Source organism: Pseudovibrio japonicus (assembly GCF_014651595.1).
Taxonomy (GTDB): domain Bacteria; phylum Pseudomonadota; class Alphaproteobacteria; order Rhizobiales; family Stappiaceae; genus Pseudovibrio; species Pseudovibrio japonicus.
The window spans coordinates 649475-666533 of record NZ_BMXE01000001.1; the positions used below are offsets into that span (position 1 = coordinate 649475).

The 17059-nt window shown below is 51.7% G+C and carries 14 protein-coding genes; 2 read left to right on the forward strand and 12 right to left on the reverse strand.

What is annotated here, in order from left to right; translation table 11 throughout:
- Window positions 1-3: 3 nt before the first annotated feature.
- From IE076_RS02870 to IE076_RS02900, 7 genes are all read right to left on the reverse strand, one after another.
- Window positions 4-531 carry a FixH family protein gene (locus tag IE076_RS02870; protein ID WP_189435177.1) on the reverse strand — a complete coding sequence of 176 codons (528 nt, stop codon included), beginning with the start codon at window positions 529-531 and terminating at the stop codon, window positions 4-6.
- Between the two features lie 121 nt (window positions 532-652).
- Window positions 653-2053: a cytochrome c oxidase accessory protein CcoG gene (gene ccoG, locus IE076_RS02875; protein WP_189435598.1), complete on the reverse strand. Its 1401-nt coding sequence runs from the start codon at window positions 2051-2053 to the stop codon at window positions 653-655.
- A gap of 172 nt (window positions 2054-2225) precedes the next feature.
- Window positions 2226-3101 carry a cytochrome-c oxidase, cbb3-type subunit III gene (gene ccoP / locus IE076_RS02880; RefSeq protein WP_189435179.1) on the reverse strand — a complete coding sequence of 292 codons (876 nt, stop codon included), beginning with the start codon at window positions 3099-3101 and terminating at the stop codon, window positions 2226-2228.
- A complete protein-coding gene (locus tag IE076_RS02885) occupies window positions 3101-3259 on the reverse strand; it encodes a cbb3-type cytochrome c oxidase subunit 3 (protein ID WP_189435181.1) in 159 nt (52 codons plus the stop codon). Before IE076_RS02885 ends, ccoP begins: the two co-directional genes overlap by 1 nt.
- 10 nt (window positions 3260-3269) lie before the next feature.
- A complete protein-coding gene (gene ccoO / locus IE076_RS02890; protein ID WP_189435183.1) occupies window positions 3270-4004 on the reverse strand; it encodes a cytochrome-c oxidase, cbb3-type subunit II in 735 nt (244 codons plus the stop codon).
- 14 nt (window positions 4005-4018) lie between these two features.
- Window positions 4019-5674: a cytochrome-c oxidase, cbb3-type subunit I gene (gene ccoN, locus IE076_RS02895; RefSeq protein WP_189435185.1), complete on the reverse strand. Its 1656-nt coding sequence runs from the start codon at window positions 5672-5674 to the stop codon at window positions 4019-4021.
- Between the two features lie 353 nt (window positions 5675-6027).
- Window positions 6028-7134, reverse strand: coding sequence for an AbrB family transcriptional regulator (locus IE076_RS02900; RefSeq protein WP_189435187.1), 1107 nt, complete (start codon window positions 7132-7134; stop codon window positions 6028-6030).
- Window positions 7135-7348: 214 nt separating this feature from the next.
- On the opposite strand from IE076_RS02900, the gene hemN reads away from it, so the two are divergent.
- Entirely contained in the window at window positions 7349-8698 is a 1350-nt protein-coding gene (hemN, locus tag IE076_RS02905) for an oxygen-independent coproporphyrinogen III oxidase (protein ID WP_189435189.1), read from the forward strand.
- Window positions 8699-8848: 150 nt separating this feature from the next.
- Here hemN and IE076_RS02910 read toward each other — a convergent pair whose 3' ends face one another.
- From IE076_RS02910 to IE076_RS02930, 5 genes are all read right to left on the reverse strand, one after another.
- The gene (locus IE076_RS02910; RefSeq protein WP_189435191.1) at window positions 8849-9571 is read right to left on the reverse strand and encodes a Crp/Fnr family transcriptional regulator; all 723 of its coding nucleotides are present in this window, start codon (window positions 9569-9571) and stop codon (window positions 8849-8851) included.
- Window positions 9572-9806: 235 nt separating this feature from the next.
- Entirely contained in the window at window positions 9807-10142 is a 336-nt protein-coding gene (locus tag IE076_RS02915) for a response regulator (protein WP_189435192.1), read from the reverse strand.
- Window positions 10143-10314: 172 nt separating this feature from the next.
- Window positions 10315-10923: a response regulator transcription factor gene (locus IE076_RS02920; RefSeq protein WP_209008777.1), complete on the reverse strand. Its 609-nt coding sequence runs from the start codon at window positions 10921-10923 to the stop codon at window positions 10315-10317.
- A 48-nt stretch (window positions 10924-10971) separates the two neighbouring features.
- On the reverse strand, window positions 10972-12078 hold the full coding sequence (locus IE076_RS02925; protein WP_189435194.1) for a two-component system sensor histidine kinase NtrB: 1107 nt from the start codon (window positions 12076-12078) through the stop codon (window positions 10972-10974).
- Between the two features lie 533 nt (window positions 12079-12611).
- Complete coding sequence (locus IE076_RS02930; protein ID WP_209008778.1) at window positions 12612-13340, reverse strand: hypothetical protein; 729 nt, start codon at window positions 13338-13340, stop codon at window positions 12612-12614.
- A 156-nt stretch (window positions 13341-13496) separates the two neighbouring features.
- Here IE076_RS02930 and IE076_RS02935 point away from each other — a divergent pair, with 156 nt between their 5' ends.
- Window positions 13497-17030, forward strand: a complete 3534-nt coding sequence (locus tag IE076_RS02935) for a PAS domain-containing hybrid sensor histidine kinase/response regulator (RefSeq protein WP_209008779.1) — start codon at window positions 13497-13499, stop codon at window positions 17028-17030.
- Window positions 17031-17059 lie beyond the last annotated feature (29 nt).

A 17059-nucleotide genomic window follows, 5' to 3' on the forward strand; every position in this document is an offset into this window, starting at 1 on the left:
GCCTTACTCAGCAAAGAAAATCTTATTCTTGGAGCGGAAGATCGGAAATTCCTCATCGCTCCGCTCGGAGATTTCGACCACCACGTTCCAGTTCCCTGCGCCAACATCCGTGGTGTTGGCCACGTATTCACCAGCGGTGCGCTCAGACAGAAGAATATCCTGATCAGCTGTGGTGATTGTAGGGCGGTGCAGTTTCACTGAGACCATTTCGCCGGTAATTGGCGCTCCGGTTTTGTCAGTTGCAACAACGCGGATGTGTGCAGAACCATCGCCATTGCGCTCAATCGCTGCGTCAACGCTCCAGTTGAGTGCAGCCTGCGCTTTTGCTTTTGCAATTTCTTTATTGTAGCGCTGGCTTACCTTGTAGGAGCTGTCCACTTCCAGTCCCGGGAAGGTGTCGAGTGCAACATAGATCATAACAGCATTCACAGCGGCAACGACGCCGAAGAACCCTAAGAGGCTGAACAGAACCATTCGGCCAGTGATCTGCCGAGGTTTGCGCGGAGACTTTTGGTCTACAGCCATTGTCATATCTTAGCTCCTTTTTGGCGGCTCAAAGGATGGGGGTGAGCTTCGCCATTATGATCTATAGGGTGATAAGGGGCGTACCCCTCATCACGAAGTTTCAAAAGGTATTTTACCTCACATGACGTCAGTTGCCGGGTGTCCGGAAGAAGTCATGGACAACTGTGGTCTCACCAGTTTGATGGTCGATCAGCTTAAAGCTCATCGGTTTTGATCCTGGTAGATCAACGCCTGCCGGAGAGAACACGAGTGCACGCACAGAGCGTGTGGTGTCAGCCTCGACCGTCAGGTTCAGCTGAGTGTCCTTTGCAACATTGGCAGCATCTTTGTGAACGCCTACAACTTCAAGAGTGGTTCCTGCTGGCATATCCTCAACACTGAGTGTGAAGGACTGCTCGTTGTTATGCTTGTTCAGAAGACGGAGCGAATAACCGTTTCTGAAGGAACCATCACTTTGCTGAACGTAAAGCGGGTTGCGGTCGTGAACCACAGAGAAGCTGGTCATGGAACGGTTGAGCTGTGCATAGAGCATCACACCTGCAATCAAAGCAATGATCACGGTGTAGATGACAGTACGCGGGCGGATCAGGCGATAGACCGGGGTCTCCCCTTTTTCACGGCGCTCGATGTTCATGTCGGTGTCGTACGCAATCAGACCAGTTGGCCGACCGACCTTGGTCATGACTGTATCACAGGCATCAATACACAAGCCGCACTGAATACAATCCAGCTGTGCACCCTTTCGAATGTCTACGCCGGTCGGGCAAGCATACACACACTGATTACAGTCGATACAATCGCCTGCCGGAAGCCCATCTGCGGAAAGCTTTTTACTCTCCTTAAGGTGTGCACGTGGCTCGCCGCGGTCAAAGCGGTAGGTCACGTTGAGAGCGTGCTCATCGGTGAGCGCTGCCTGAATACGTGGCCACGGGCACATGTATACGCAGACCTGCTCACGCATGTGACCAGCCAGCGAATAGGTGGTGAAGGTCAGAATGCCGATCCAGACGTACGCAGACAATGCAGCTTGACCGGTGGCAAGATCGTAAACAAGGGTTGGCGCGTCTGCGAAGTAAAGCACCCACGCACCGCCGGTCCACCAGGCAATCATCAACCAGAGGAAATGCTTGGTTCCCTTTTTGAGAATCTTTTCAGCATTCCATGGCTGCTTGTCCAGTGCGATCCGCTTGCGGCGATCGCCTTCAATCATGCTTTCAACGCGGAAGAACAGATCAGTCCAGACCGTCTGCGGGCAAAGATAACCGCACCAGAGACGACCTGCGATCGCGTTCATCAAAAACAGGGCTACGGATGCAATAATGAGCAATCCGGCGAGGTAGTAAACTTCCTGCGGCCAAATCTCCAAGAAGAAGAAGTAGCCTCTTTTCCTCTCGAAATCGATGAGGACAGCCTGGTCAGGGAGCAGAGGTCCCCTGTCCCAGCGAATGAAGGGAGTAAAGTAATAAATTCCAAGGGTAATAAAAAGAATGGCCCATTTGATCTTACGGAAACGGCCTTTTACCTCCATCGGGTAAATTTTTGCCGCTGACGCAAACCAGGATTCATCCTCTTCTTTATCGATGGGATCAACTTGGCTAGACATAATGTCTTCCTTAGTTGGCGATGCGCTTTGTGCAAGTGAAGCGAGGGCACTTGCGCGTCCTCGCTTATGTTGTCATCTGATAGAAAACTCAGAGATATTATTGTCCGCCGCCACGGGAGTGAACGTACACAGCCAGTGATTTCACTGTGGTTTCACCCAGACGGTCGATCCATGCAGGCATTACACCATGACGTGGTGTGTTTATCTGAGCCTCGATACCCTTGATTGATCTGTCATAGAGATAGTTTGGTGCAGTCAGGTTTGGTGCGCCCATTTCCATGTCGCCCTTACCATTATCCATGTGACAGGCTGCACAGTTCTCTTCATAGACCACTTTACCAGCTTCAAGATCTACGCCGTCCTGTGTCGGAATACCTGCCAGAGAGCCAACGTAGTTTGCAACCTGAACGATCTGTTCTTTTTCCAGAAGTTCATCACGGCCAAACGCAGGCATTTCTGCATAGCGGGTCTCGTCATTATCTGCACGAACACCGTAAGCGATGGTGGTCGCCAGAGTTTCCAGATCGCCGCCCCAGATCCAGCTGTCGTCCTGAAGGTTTGGATAGCCTTCAAAGCCAGTCGCACCAACACCATGACAAGCTGCGCAGTTGTCACCAAATGCCACCTTACCCTGAGCCATTGCGTACTCGAGCAGTTCTGGCGTGTTCTGGATTTCGTCAAGAGAGGCTTCAAGAAGCATCTTGCCGGTTTCCGCACGTTCGGCTGCTGCAGCATTAAACTCTTCGGTTACGACCGCACGCTGGCTGTAATCCAGAAGACCCTTGGTATAGCCGTTGACCAGTGGCCAGCTTGGCATAAGGATCCAGTAGATCACGGCCCATACGATGGAACCGTAAAACATGTAGAGCCACCACTTAGGGAGCGGGTGATTGAGTTCTTTCAGGCCGTCCCATTCATGACCAGTGGTTTCGACACCCGTTACCTGGTCAATTTCCTTCTTATGCTCAGCCATTAATCGTCCTCCCGAAGCGGGATCTGTGAAGCTTCGTTAAAGCGCTCCCCATTGCTTGGCCAGCAGGCGTAAAGAACTACGCCTGCAAAAATAGCCATGAAATAGAGCAGACCGCCGGTTTGCGCGAAGTTTGCGAGAGCTGTGTAAGTAGCGTCCATCATCCCCTCCTTAGCGCAAGTTGGCTTTTTCGTCGTAGAGGCTAAAGTCTACGAGCGTGCCAAGCATCTGAAGATAAGCAACAAGTGCATCCATCTCGGTGACTTCTTTGGCATTGCCATCAAAGTCGCGGATGAGAACGTCAGGATAACGCTCTGCGAACCCCTCTGCTGCATCACTGTCAGGCTGAGCCTGAGCCATGAGATCCGCTTTTGCGTATTTGATCTGCTCTTCGGTGTAAGGAACACCGTAGAGTGCGTTCACCTTCAGGTGATTCTCGATCTCGATTGGAGAGATCTTGGCATCCATCAGGAACGGATAGCCAGGCATCACGGAGGTCGGAGACACAGAGCGTGGATCGATCAGGTGATCACGCTGCCACTCATCAGAGTACTTACCGCCTACGCGAGCGAGGTCAGGACCGGTACGCTTTGAGCCCCACTGGAATGGGCGATCGTACATGGACTCCGCGGCCAGTGAGTAGTTGCCATAACGCTCCAGTTCGTCACGCATTGGACGGATCTGCTGTGAGTGACAGGCATAACAGCCTTCGCGCACATAGATGTTACGACCAGCAAGCTCAAGCGGGGTGTAAGGGCGCATACCCTCGGTTTTTTCGATCGTGCTCTTCAGGTAGTAAAGAGGAACGATTTCAACGAGACCGCCGATTGAGATCATGATGACGATGCCAACAATCAGGATCAGCGAGTTTTTCTCGAAGATTTGGTGTTTTTTCCAAGCAGACATTCGTGCTCTCCCGATTATTCCGCTGGCGCCAATGCAGGCTGACCTGCAGCTTCGCTTTCGACTTCTTCACCTACACGAACTGTCATCACGAGGTTGTAAGCCATGATGATTGCACCTGCAAGGAAGAGAAGACCACCGAATGCACGCATGACGTAGAACGGATACATCGCATCAACTGTTTCGATGAAGGAGTACTCGAGGAAGCCGAGGCTGTCGTATGCACGCCACATCAAGCCCTGCATGATACCGGAGACCCACATTGCACAGATGTAGAACACGATACCCAGAGTAGAAATCCAGAAGTGCCAGTTAACAAGGCGCAAGGAGTACAGAGACTTCTTGTTGTAGAGCCATGGAACCAGACAGTAGAGCGCACCAAAGGAGATGTAACCAACCCAACCAAGCGCACCAGCGTGCACGTGACCAATGGTCCAGTCAGTGTAGTGTGACAGGCCGTTTACAGCGCGGATGGACATGAGCGGACCTTCGAAGGTCGCCATGCCGTAGAATGCAACGGAAACAACCATCATACGCAGAACAGGGTCAGTACGCAGCTTGTCCCAAGCGCCGGACAGGGTCATCAGACCGTTGATCATACCACCCCAGGACGGCATCCAGAGGATGATGGAGAAGGTCATACCAAGAGTAGACGCCCACTGTGGCAGTGAGGTGTAGTGCAAATGGTGAGGACCAGCCCAGATGTAGATGAAGATCAGTGCCCAGAAGTGAACGATTGACAGGCGGTATGAATATACCGGACGCTCAGCACGCTTTGGAATGAAGTAGTACATGATCGCCAGGAAGCCAGCGGTCAGGAAGAAGCCCACTGCGTTGTGACCATACCACCACTGTACCATCGCATCCTGCACACCAGACCATACAATATAGGACTTGGAGGAGTAGATGCTTACTGGCACGGATGCGTTGTTGAACAGGTGCAGCACTGCAATTGTTACGATGAACGCAAGGTAGAACCAGTTTGCCACATAGATATGTGACTCTTTCCGACGCCAAATGGAGCCCAGGAACGTCAGCAGGTAGGCAACCCAAACAACAGTCAGCAGCCAGTCTGCGTACCACTCTGGCTCAGCGTATTCTTTACCCTGAGTCACACCGAGGAGGTAACCTGTACCTGCAACAACGATGAAGAGGTTGTAGCCGAGGACTACGAACCATGGGGCAATTGTACCAGGCAACCGGGCCTGACAGGTGCGCTGCACAACGTAGAATGATGATGCGATCAGCACGTTACCGCCAAACGCAAAAATCACTGCAGATGTATGCAGCGGACGAAGACGCCCGAAGTTGATCCATGGCAGGTCAAAGTTCAAAGCTGGGAATGCCAGCTGAGATGCGATGATCACGCCTACCAGGAAGCCCGCGATACCCCAGAAAACTGCTGCCCACGTTGTGAACTTAACAGGGCCCATATTGTAGTTAGGCTTGCCGTTAATTTCCAGCGGTGCAGGTGTGTTGTTTCCGTCGAAGTATCTGCGAAAAATAAAGAAAATACCGGTCAATGATGCTAGTGCAATCAATGCGGTATGAAATGCCAAGACCTGATCCCAGGTTTTCCCTGCAATGACCAGACAGAAAATCGCCGCCGCCAGAAGAAGAAGGGAAAATCCTCCTTCTTCGAGCGACAGATATCTGACTTTCCGCTCACCCATGATGTTCGCCCCATATAAAGTAAACAAGTTCGTCCAAATAGGACTACCTGACCGTAGTTCTATGGGTGGCAAATACCCCCGCCCTTGATGCATGTCAAAAAAAACTCGAACAAAAAAAATAAAATTACTCTAATTCGTAACTAGATCCCCTAATTTTGGAGTTTCCTCATATATTACAGGATTTTATACTCGGATGCGTTGTTTTGGCGCAGGCCAACACAGGTTTGGCGGGTACTGGAGAAACAGGCACGTTTGCTGGGAAAACCTTGGGGGTTGTCCATATGGAATCATGAAAACGGGGGGTGAGTTCTAATTGCTATGATGCAGCGCACAAAGTGTCCCCCGCAACACACTCACTGCAGGTCCGTTTGCCTCTTCGCTCCAGTTGGCTTTTGCAGGGATACCGGACCAAGAATATATTTGGTTACAACCGGCATGAAGGCGAGCAATCCCATGAAACGGGCGAGCTGATGTGTTGCAACGAAGACCGGATCAATATCAAGCAGAATGGAGATGAGGAGCATTGCCTCCATACCTCCGGGCGCAAAGGCGAGAAACACTTTTTCGAAGGAAACATCCAGTGCCCACGAGGTCATGAGCGCACCGATCAATGCGACTGACAGGCTTATGGCAAATACCACAAGCGATGTGCCTAGCATGGGCTTAAGCGTGCTGCGCTCCATCTTTCCGATATAAAGGCCAACATTGGTGCCCATCAGTATGTAGCAGGGTGTGGCGAGCCAGAGCGGTAGTGCAAACTCCAGCAAGCCGGTTGAGTTGAGCGCAGCGCTGGCAAAGAACGCACCGGTGAGCATTCCTGCTGGTGCCTTTAGTTTCTGCGCCGCGTATCCAAACACCGCACAGATGAGAAGCGCAGCTACGAGTTCAACTGCTCCCATGACAGGCATCGCATACCCCGCTGCCGGTACAACCGTGTCCCCAACATCAACGACGTTTGTGATGATAAAGGGGAGCACGGCAATTAGCAGGAAGAGGCGGACAAGCTGGACAACCATAATGCGGTCCATTGGTGCCCCGCGCTCCTGCGCAAGCGCAGCGGTTATGCCCAAGGCACCGGGCAGGCCCGCAAAGAACGCTTCATCGCGGCTCCAGCGACATCTCTTATAAGCATAGAAATAGACTGCCGAGGTAATACCGCCAACAACCGCAACCAGTGCCAGCATGGAGAGCGGCCATAAGGCGGCGCCTTGCCAGAAATCCGGCGAGACTGCTGAGCCCATGACTGCCCCGATCAGGATGTAGTTTATGGAAACCAGCTGCTTGGGGAATTCGAAGCTCTGGTCCGCTAATAATGGGAGCGAGAGAGATTTGGCGAGCACGACCGCAACCATCGGCCCTGCAAGGAAACCCGCGGGCAACGACAGCGCCTCAAACGTGACGGCCCCTGCCCCGCCAACTGCCAAAATTCCAAGTAAAGTCAGAATATCTTTTCCGCGCACAGCCTTACCTCATCTCGTTCATTACCCAGAAAGAGGTACAGGCTCGTATATATATGATCAATCTTGATAGAACCAATCAATATATAATTTTGTCGGTACACTCAGACATGAAGGCAAACGGATCGAATTACTTGAATAGGCTTAGGTTTTTGAAAAATTCCATGATGTTGACAGGGATCAAAGTTCGATTGGTTCAATTGCGTATGGTAGCGCCATGACCCATCTTGAGCAAAAATATGCGTCTTTGAACGTACCTCGTTATACCTCCTATCCAACTGCTCCTCATTTCAGTGATGCAGTAACGCCTTCTCTCTATGGAGAGTGGCTGGAGGGACTTCCTCGCGACACTCCGCTCTCGCTTTATCTGCATGTGCCGTTCTGTCAGGAAATGTGCCACTATTGTGGATGTAACACCAAGGCGACCCGCAAGATTGCGCCGGTGCTTGCGTATGTGGAGCTGATGCTCAAAGAAATCGACCTTGTGCTGAAGCGCCTTGGAACAGGCCGCTTGGTTCACCACATCCATTGGGGTGGCGGGACGCCGAGCCTTGTTCCTCGTGAAGCCTTCCTGAAGATCGTCGAGAAACTGAAAGCCAACTTTGTTTTCGCTGAGGACATTGAGCACGCCATTGAGCTTGATCCAAGAACTGTTGGTGACTATCTAGCGGAAACGCTGAAGATGGCTGGCATCACACGGACAAGTCTGGGCGTTCAGGACTTTGATGAGGATGTTCAAAAACAGATCGGTCGTATTCAGCCCTTTAAGACAGTGAAGAAAGCAGTAACTGCGCTTCGCAATGTGGGGCTGAACGATATCAATTTTGATCTGATGTACGGTTTGCCGGGGCAGTCAGAACAGACGATCCGTGAGACCGTGGAATACACCAAGGAACTTGCCCCGGGCCGCGTTGCTCTGTTTGGGTATGCGCATGTGCCATGGTTCAAGAAGCACCAGCAGCTCATCAAAGAGGAAAACCTGCCGGGCACAAACGAGCGCATCCGCCTTTCCGATGTCTCTCGCGATGCGCTTGTTGAAGCCGGGTATGAAGTGATCGGTCTTGACCATTTTGCGCTACCGACAGACGAAATGGCGATTGCACTGAAAGAAGGTCGTTTGCGGCGAAACTTCCAAGGCTACACAACAGACACCGCTGATACGCTTATCGGTTTCGGGTGCAGCTCCATCGGGTTCCTTCCGCAGGGCTATGTCCAGACAACCCCTTCAGCTCGTGAATGGGAGCGTATGGTGGTTGATGATGTTCTGCCGATCAAGAAGGGTATTGCGGTCGATAAAGTGGACCTGTGCCGCTCTGAAATCATCATGCAGCTGATGACCTACTATCAGGTGGATTATGCGCAAACCGCCGCAAAGCATGGGCTGCCGGTCAGTGAGTTCAACAGTATTGCAGCTGATATGCAAGAGATGATTGCGGACGGCATTGCGACGCTTGAAGGTACTGTGGTTACGGTCACAGATGCGGGGCGTCGCTATGTACGCGTTGTTGCTGCTGCATTTGATACTTACCTTGCAACTCAGCAAGCACGGCACTCTGTGGCGGTCTGATCCGAGTTCGATAGTTGATGAAAGAAGCGGCCTTTGCGGGCCGCTTTTCTTTTGTGTTGCCAACAAAAAAGGCGCCGAAATCTCAGCGCCTGTCTTACTCGTTGAAGGATCGAAGATGCCCTTTACAGGCACCTCTGCATTCAACCTAGCTTAATGCATTCCGGTGAGCTGGCAGATGCCGCAGATATTGGAGATGTGGATGCTGTCCTGCTTTTCTACCTTAATGAGACCGCGGCGTTTCAGCTGAGAGATAACGCGGCTTACAGTTTCAATGGTCAGGCCAAGATAGTCAGCGATTTCCTGGCGGGTCATGGAAAGTTCAACGGTTCTAGTGTCTGGCTGACCTTCTTCAAGCGGGCCTTCGCAGCCGTGTCCACCCCGGTTTGGCACCAAGCCCATGAGGAAGGTAGAAACGCGCTCAAGAGCGGATTTCCGGCCCAGAAGGACTGTATGTTCGTGGAGGTTTTCCATCTGCGAGAGCAGGCAACGGTTCACATAGTGCTGCATCATTGGAGAGGTGGAAATCTCACGACCCTCAAACACCTGCAACTCAACTTCAGTTAGCGCCTCAGCGGTGCAGTCGAAGAAATCGCGATTGGAGAACCCAAGCATATCGCCTTCACGCAGGATATAGACAACCTGACGGCGCCCATCGGGAAGCAGCTTGTAGAGCATCATCACGCCACGCACGACTTCATAGAGGCGCTCTGCCTTGTCCCCTTCATAGAAAAGCACGTCGTGTGCAGACAAGCGCTGCTTACGACCTGGGTTCTTTCCTACCAGCCCTTCCGGCTGTTTGAAGTTTTCTTGACAACCTTTAAATGGTGCCTGCCCATCAAGGTCGCTATGCTTTGTCAATGTGGCCGATACCATAATCCCTCCTCGCGGACCCCTCCGCAAATACCGTAGATGGGCAAGTGGCGAGAACTATTTGGCTATTCTCTAAATGCCGTTTTGCCATGGCAAGCATCCGTCATTACTTGCCTGACTTGTTGATGCAGATTTAATGACTGGATTGCAACGTCAAAATACGCATCAAAACTTACAGAGCTGCTTCATAATTCAGCAATTTGATTTGGAACAATCGGATTTTTGCGTTAGGTCAAGTTTACACGTACGCTAATAAATCTTGCTCTTTCAATGGCTTACGAACGACTGGTGTTGGACTTATTTTTGGTAGATCGCGCTCAATCTTCCAAAGTGGCTGTCCGCTGATTGCGACAATTTGTGGCGCCTCATCCAGAGCGGCCATCTTCTCAATCAGGTCAGATCCGGCGAGGCCAGGCAGGTGCAGGTCAACAAAAACAATGTCATCTACACGTGGTGACGCATGGGAGAGAAACGATTCTCCATCTGCAAACGCAGTGCAATACAGATCCAGACTCTCAAACATTCTGGAAATCGCGTCACGCACAGACACATCATCTTCGACGATATAGATCACAACAAACCCCAACGTTGTTCTCGTAGCTAATGAGACAAAATGCGAAGGTGCAGCACTTTGCCTCACCAGCCACCTTAAACAAGCGCTGGGGTCTTGTAATGCGTAGTAACACGCGTGAATGACAAGATTGGCCGAAAGTCTAGCGAGTCATTCCCTATGAATTCACATGGGTTTAAGCAGCAGGAGGTTCACCTGTCAGGACGATGCGGACGAGATCTGCCGCATTGCGTGCACCGAGTTTTTCCATGATGCGAGCACGGTGAACTTCAACGGTGCGTGGAGAAATCTTAAGATTTCTGCCAGCTTCCTTGTTGGAGGAGCCTGCAGTGATTTCGGTCAGAACCTGACGCTCGCGAGGGGTCAGTGTTTCTGAGCCCGGGAAAACCATCGCATTTCCATTGTTCGCCTGCGTTGTTCTGGAAACAGCTTCCCGAACGCGCGCGATTATGGATTCAACGTCAAACGGCTTTTCGATGAAATCGTAGGCACCAGACTTGATCGCCTCAACAGCCATAGGGATATCGCCCTGACCGGAGATGATAAAGATTGGAGCGGGGAAATTCTCTCCGTTCAGGCTTTTGAGGATATCAATACCTGACCGCCCTGGCATATGAACGTCGAGAAGAACACAGTTTGGCGTTTCTTCTTCTACCCCACCAAGAAACTCTTCAGCATTCGCAAAGGATTTTACGCGAAACCCTTCTGTTTCAAACAGCAGAGAAAGTGCGTCGCGAACCGCTGGGTCATCGTCAACAATATGGATCACAGACGGCATTGTCATGATTGCTCAGGTCCTTATTCTTGTTTTTGCAAACAAAGGAGCTTCAGCTCAGCTCTTTGTTTCTTGTTTTACCGGCAGCCGCAAAGTGAAGGTTGCACCTTTGCCTTCTTCATACGGTTCTACAAGTAAATCGCCACCATGGTTTTGAGCTATACTACGTGAAATCGCAAGTCCAATACCCAAACCGCGCCGCTTTGTCCCAGTAAAGGCCTTGAAAAGGTGCGACACTGCTTCCTCGCTCAGCCCTGGCCCGGTGTCAGTAACCTTTATGAACACATTGCTATCGTCGCGTTCTACAGACACAACTACTTGCTTAACAGGCTGATCCTTTACAGCTTCTCCCGCATTTCGGATCAAATTGACAAGAATTTGTTGTATCTGGACGGAGTCCAACTCCAGCTGGTAATCGTAGTCCACGAAAGTAGAATGGAACTCAACGTCGTCTGCTTCATGGCCTACGCGGACCAGCTCCAGACAATCGTCAATAAGCTCTGCCAGCCCGGTGCCGATGCATTGCGGTGCCTGGCGCTCAACAAAGTTGCGCATGCGCTGAATGATCTGGCCGGCCCGCTCAGCTTCTGCAACTGCTTTGTCCATCAGATTGATCATCATATCATCTGGGTCACCGGCTGATCGGGCGCGCCGAGCAGCCGTTTGCAGGTAGAGCATGAGGGCGGTGAGTGGCTGGTTAACTTCGTGGGCAATCGCTGCGCCCATTTCGTCAAGCGCATTCACTCTGGTCATGGTCACCAGATTAGACTGAAGCACGCGCAGGCGCTCTTCATATTCTTTGGTCGCCCGAAGATCCTTCAGGACGCCAGTGAACTGGTGGCCGCTTTCTGTTTGCGCTTCGCCCACGGACAGCTCAATCGGAATTTCAGTGCCATCTCTATGGCGGCCGACCACTTCCCGACCGATGCCGACGACTTTTGCAATGCCAGTTCTCAGGTAGTTCCTGATGTACTCGGCATGCTTTTCGGCAATGGCGGGCGGCATCAGCATTGTGACATTCTTGCCAACCACCTCAGCGCTCTTGTAGCCAAACAGGTTCTCGCAAGCACGGTTAAAAATCAGGACCGTTCCGTTATCATCAATCACAATGATGCCATTAACGGCAGTATCCAGAACACTGTGCAAGCATGAAGTGGAGACCATAGTCACTTCCCGGTTGTTGTTTGCGCACCCATAGGTTTATCAAAACGGGTATCTAGATGGGTATTTTGACTAATCAGCTATCCCATGGCCTCAGCTAGGTCAATCACCTGACCTGCGACGGATTTAGCAGTAAGTCTCTCAAACTTATTGATATATTAGACGACAGAACTGCGTTCATGAAATCTATGCGTGTATTCGTAACTTGGGCGCTGCTCAAAATTTTAAAGAACAAACTGCCGGATCATGTCTCTCGATTGTTAAAAACCTAGAGAACCCTTAGGTAAATTTAAGGAGAATATTATTTTACGGATCTTCGGCTGGAGCGCAAAACCCTTGCTATAGTTAGAATAAGACTAAATTGCATGAACCAAAAGTAGTAGGCATGTTCACGTATATGGCGCGTATTTGTCGCAGGAAATATCTTTCTCTCACCCCTGCTTTTCCACCGATGCGCCCCTTTTTGCTGGAACTTTGCAAGACTCAGGTTGGTCCATTTGGTCTTGCAGACGTGCGCTGAAATAATATTCTCCGTATTACAAATCCGGATCAGGGGAGCGGATCTGGTGGTTGCGTGCCAGAGCCGACAGCGCTTTGCAATTTGCACGAATAGTGAACTCATGCTGCAGTTGCAGCAAGTTCAGGCGCAGTCCGTTCAGCAACAGCAGTTCGTCGTGGCCGCGCAGGCGTTTGTGGACTGGGAGGCTACAAAAGATCTTAGAGACGTGCACTGCTGCAAGATCGGCAACGCTTCTGGCTGGCACCAGAGCACCTGTGCGCATTTTAGTTGGCAGGTTTTGCGCGGCTGCGTTCCATTCCTGCGCAGGACAGACGGATGCTTCCTGATGCTCCATCAGGATTTCCTTTAGAAGCTGGCCGATCATGCCTGCAAGATCCTGCGGATCTGTTCTGGTCTTGTGGCGCAGGACGATCAGCGACATTTCTCCAACCAGTTCGACAGTGGTTGAGAAGGAGCTCCAGCGGGAAGCCTCTAACGCCTCCAGAAAGTCCTCCTCATCAAGTAGGGCATTCCAGTGCACGCCAGCGCGCGAGCGCGAGTATTCCAGCACGTTCTTGTGGGTGAGATAAGCCGCACTTCGTCCCAGATAACGCTTTAGCTTATCGAGGGTATCAAGGTCAGATCTATAGAAGAAAAAGGCATAGGTGCGCTTCAGCCAACTTGGACCATCCAGAGATACACTCTCGATATTTTCAAAAGCCCCTAGCAGGTTCGCTTTTGTCGAATTGCGCTGTTGTCCCAACACTTAGCCTTTCATCGTGGTCGGAAAATCTACCGTTACAAAGACGCAATAACTCGGAGAGAACTCTTGCCTTTCACAAAAGTTCGGTCAACTGTGCAATATCGAGAAACAAAAAACATTTAATGGAAGTAACGGACTTAACAGTCCGGCGGGGGAAGCATGCTTCAAGGTTGGATCGTAGTCCTTGTCGCTTTGGCATACATACTACTCTTGTTTGTTATTGCGAGTTACGGTGACAAACTTGCCAAAAACCGCGTTAAGAAGACAAGAGGGCGTCCACTCATCTATGCTCTCTCCCTCTCCGTCTACTGCACATCATGGACATTTTTTGGATCGGTTGGATCTGCTTCGAGAAATGGTTTCGAATTTATTGCCATCTATCTCGGGCCAATCATTCTGTTTGCCTTTGGCACTCCCCTGATCCTACGGGTAATTCAGCTGGCAAAGGCTGAGAAGATTACATCCATTGCCGACTTTATTGCTGCACGCTACGGGAAAAATCCCATGGTGGGCGCGATTGTGACGCTGATCGCTTTCATTGGAATGATCCCCTATATCGCCCTGCAATTGAAGGCACTGGACCTTTCGGTCGGAACGATTGTGCTGCATCCACTGTTGTCTCTTGATGATACAGAAATCTCGATTTTTGGTGATGAAACCCTGCTGATCGCCATTTTTATGGCCGTGTTCACGTGGTTGTTCGGCACCCGCCATATTGATGCGACCGAGCATCAGGAAGGCCTGATGTTGTCGATTGCGACGGAGGCCGTGGTCAAGCTCGTGGCGTTCCTCGCGATTGGCGTCTGGGTCACCTTTATGCTGTTTGACGGACCGTGGGACCTGCTTCACGCCTCGTTTGCGAACACCAACAGTTCTCAAGATCTCTTCACAAACATTAATGCCAGCAAATGGGCAGTCATCACGCTGCTTTCCATGTTTTCGATTGTGCTTTTGCCACGCCAGTTCCATGTGACGGTGACGGAGTACAATAGTGAGGCGGAGCTGAAGCGGGCGCGCTGGCTGTTTCCAAGCTATCTGGTGGCCATCAACCTGTTCGTGGTGCCAATCGCGCTGGCTGGTCTGACCATCTTGGGCAACACAGTTGATCCGGATATGTTCGTATTGGCGTTGCCTCGTGCGTATGAGGCAGACTGGCTAGCGCTACTCGTGTTCATCGGCGGCCTTTCGGCTGCAACAGCCATGGTGATCGTCACCACGGTTGCGCTGGCCATCATGGTCTCCAATGATCTGGTGATGCCAATCATCTTGCGCCGACGTAGCGAAGACGAGCTTATCTCGACCTCTGGTCAGGATATGAGCCAGTTGGTTCTGGGTATCCGGCGCATGTCGATCTTTCTCGTTATCTTGGGGAGCTATATCTACTACCGTGTGACAGGCGACAGCGCAGCTCTTTCCAGCATCGGCTTATTGTCGTTTGCTGCGATTGCCCAATTTGCGCCAGCTTTTATCGGCGGGCTTGTCTGGCGCCGGGCGACGGCACGGGGCGCAATTGCCAGCATGATTGCCGGGTTTGGGATCTGGTTCTATACGCTGCTGCTGCCGGTATTTGCGCGAGAGAACATCTTTGGCACCAACATTTTGAACCAAGGCCCGTTTGGTATCGAGGCGCTGAAACCCGAAGCTCTGCTGTACCTTAATCTGGACCCGTTCGTGCACGGGGTACTCTGGAGCCTTCTGTCAGGCTTGCTGTTCTTCATCGTCTTTTCCCTGATACGCCAGCCGACGGCCATTGAGCGCATTCAGGCCAACACCTTTGTGCCAACAGGCATCGCGCAGGCCCCTGCCCTTCGTAAACTGCGCACGACCGTGACCGTTGGTGATTTGCAAGCAACCATCTCGCGGTACGTGGGAGAGGAACGGACCCAGCGTTCTTTTGATACTTATGCTGCGGAACACCGCATCACGATCGACAGCAGCGAAGAAGCAGATGCTGTTATCCTGAGATTTTCCGAGCAGCTACTTGCCAGTGCGATTGGCTCGGCGTCGGCTCGTCTGGTGCTTTCCCTGCTGCTCAAGCGGAGGGATCCAGGCACACAGGAAGCCATCAAGCTGCTGGATGATGCCACAGAAGCTATTCAGTATAACCGAGATCTATTGCAAATCGCGCTGGATCAGGTACGGCAGGGTATTTCGGTTTACGATAAGGATCTGCGGCTGATCTGCTGGAACCGGCAGTTCCGCGAGATGCTGATGCTGCCTGCAAGATACGGACAGGTCGGCACCTCCCTTGAGGAGATGATGCGCCATATTGCAGAGGCAGGCGATTTCGGGGATGGGGACGTCGATGAAATCGTGGGCCTGCGCATGCACAACTTCATCAACCGGCAGGACACTTATCAGGAGCATCTGACCAGCACTGGAACGGTGCTCGAAGTACGCACCAGTCCGATGCCTTATGGCGGGCTGGTGACGAGCTACACGGACATTACAGAACGCGTCTTTGCTGAAGAGGCTCTGGCGCGTGCCAACGAGACGCTGGAGCAGCGTGTTCGCGACCGCACTGAAGAACTGACAAAAGTGAATGAGCAGCTGGAGGCGGCAAAAAAGACTGCGGAACTAGCCTATCAGGACAAAACCCGCTTCCTTGCCTCTGCAAGCCATGACATCTTGCAGCCTTTGAATGCGGCGCGGCTGTACTCTTCCACCCTCACCGACCGTTTTCTGGATGGAGATCCGGAGGACCGCAAGCTTGTGAGCAATATTGAAGCATCTTTGGAGTCGGTTGAGGAGATCATCGGCGCCGTTCTTGATATTTCCCGCCTCGACACGCGTACGTTCAAGCCGGAGATAACGACTTTCCGCCTTGATGACGTTCTTAATCCGCTGCGCGTGGAATTTACGCCGATCGCCAAGGAAAAGGGCTTGAAGCTTAAAATTCGCGGGACGGATGTTTGCGTGCGTTCTGATCGACGGTTACTGCGCCGGTTGTTGCAGAACCTGATTTCGAACGGATTGAAGTACACCACCAAGGGCGGCGTGGTTGTGGGCGTGCGTCGCACGAAGAACAACATGGCCAACATCGAAGTGTATGATAGCGGGATCGGTGTTCCAGAAAAGCAGCAGGAACTGATCTTCAAGGAGTTCCGCCGTCTTGATGATGGCGCACGAATTGCCTCTGGCCTTGGGCTCGGGCTTTCTATCGTCGAGCGCATCAGCAAAGTACTGGCCCTCAATGTTGCTCTTAGATCTCAGGATGGAAAAGGTTCGCGGTTCTCTGTTGCCATTAAAGAAGCGATGAGCGTGCCTGTTGCGGAAAAGCAATCTCAACCACGGGCCATTGTCAGTCAGTTGGCGGGGCTCAATGTGCTAGCGATTGATAATGAACCACAGATTCTGGAGGGTATGGAGTCCTTACTGCGCACATGGAAATGTAATGTGCTGACGGCTGCTAATGCCCAAGAAGCGGCCAAGGTGATTTTTGCCAGCAAGACACAGCCAGATATCATTCTTGCAGATTACCATCTGTCCCAGGGGACCGGCATTGAAGCGGTGGTGCACCTGCGCTGGAAGTTTGGCGTACATTTCCCTGCAATGCTGATCACAGCAGATCGGACTGCTGAGGTTCGGGCTTCAGCAAGAGAGAAGGACATGGAGATGATCCATAAGCCTTTGAAACCTGCGGTTCTCAGAGCTCATCTGATGCGCTGCAAAGCCTCTCTTGATGAAGGTTGACGGAAACCATATCGGTAGTACCAACAAAA

Excerpts from the sequence above, each read along its gene's own strand:
- IE076_RS02870 (WP_189435177.1), bottom strand. The coding sequence starts at position 531 with ATGACAATGGCTGTAGACCAAAAGTCTCCGCGCAAACCTCGGCAGATC.
- ccoG (WP_189435598.1), bottom strand. The coding sequence starts at position 2,053 with ATGGAGGTAAAAGGCCGTTTCCGTAAGATCAAATGGGCCATTCTTTTT.
- ccoP (WP_189435179.1), bottom strand. The coding sequence starts at position 3,101 with ATGGCTGAGCATAAGAAGGAAATTGACCAGGTAACGGGTGTCGAAACC.
- IE076_RS02885 (WP_189435181.1), bottom strand. The coding sequence starts at position 3,259 with ATGGACGCTACTTACACAGCTCTCGCAAACTTCGCGCAAACCGGCGGT.
- ccoO (WP_189435183.1), bottom strand. The coding sequence starts at position 4,004 with ATGTCTGCTTGGAAAAAACACCAAATCTTCGAGAAAAACTCGCTGATC.
- ccoN (WP_189435185.1), bottom strand. The coding sequence starts at position 5,674 with ATGGGTGAGCGGAAAGTCAGATATCTGTCGCTCGAAGAAGGAGGATTT.
- hemN (WP_189435189.1), top strand. The coding sequence starts at position 7,349 with ATGACCCATCTTGAGCAAAAATATGCGTCTTTGAACGTACCTCGTTAT.
- IE076_RS02910 (WP_189435191.1), bottom strand. The coding sequence starts at position 9,571 with ATGGTATCGGCCACATTGACAAAGCATAGCGACCTTGATGGGCAGGCA.
- IE076_RS02920 (WP_209008777.1), bottom strand. The coding sequence starts at position 10,923 with ATGACAATGCCGTCTGTGATCCATATTGTTGACGATGACCCAGCGGTT.
- IE076_RS02925 (WP_189435194.1), bottom strand. The coding sequence starts at position 12,078 with ATGGTCTCCACTTCATGCTTGCACAGTGTTCTGGATACTGCCGTTAAT.
- IE076_RS02935 (WP_209008779.1), top strand. The coding sequence starts at position 13,497 with ATGCTTCAAGGTTGGATCGTAGTCCTTGTCGCTTTGGCATACATACTA.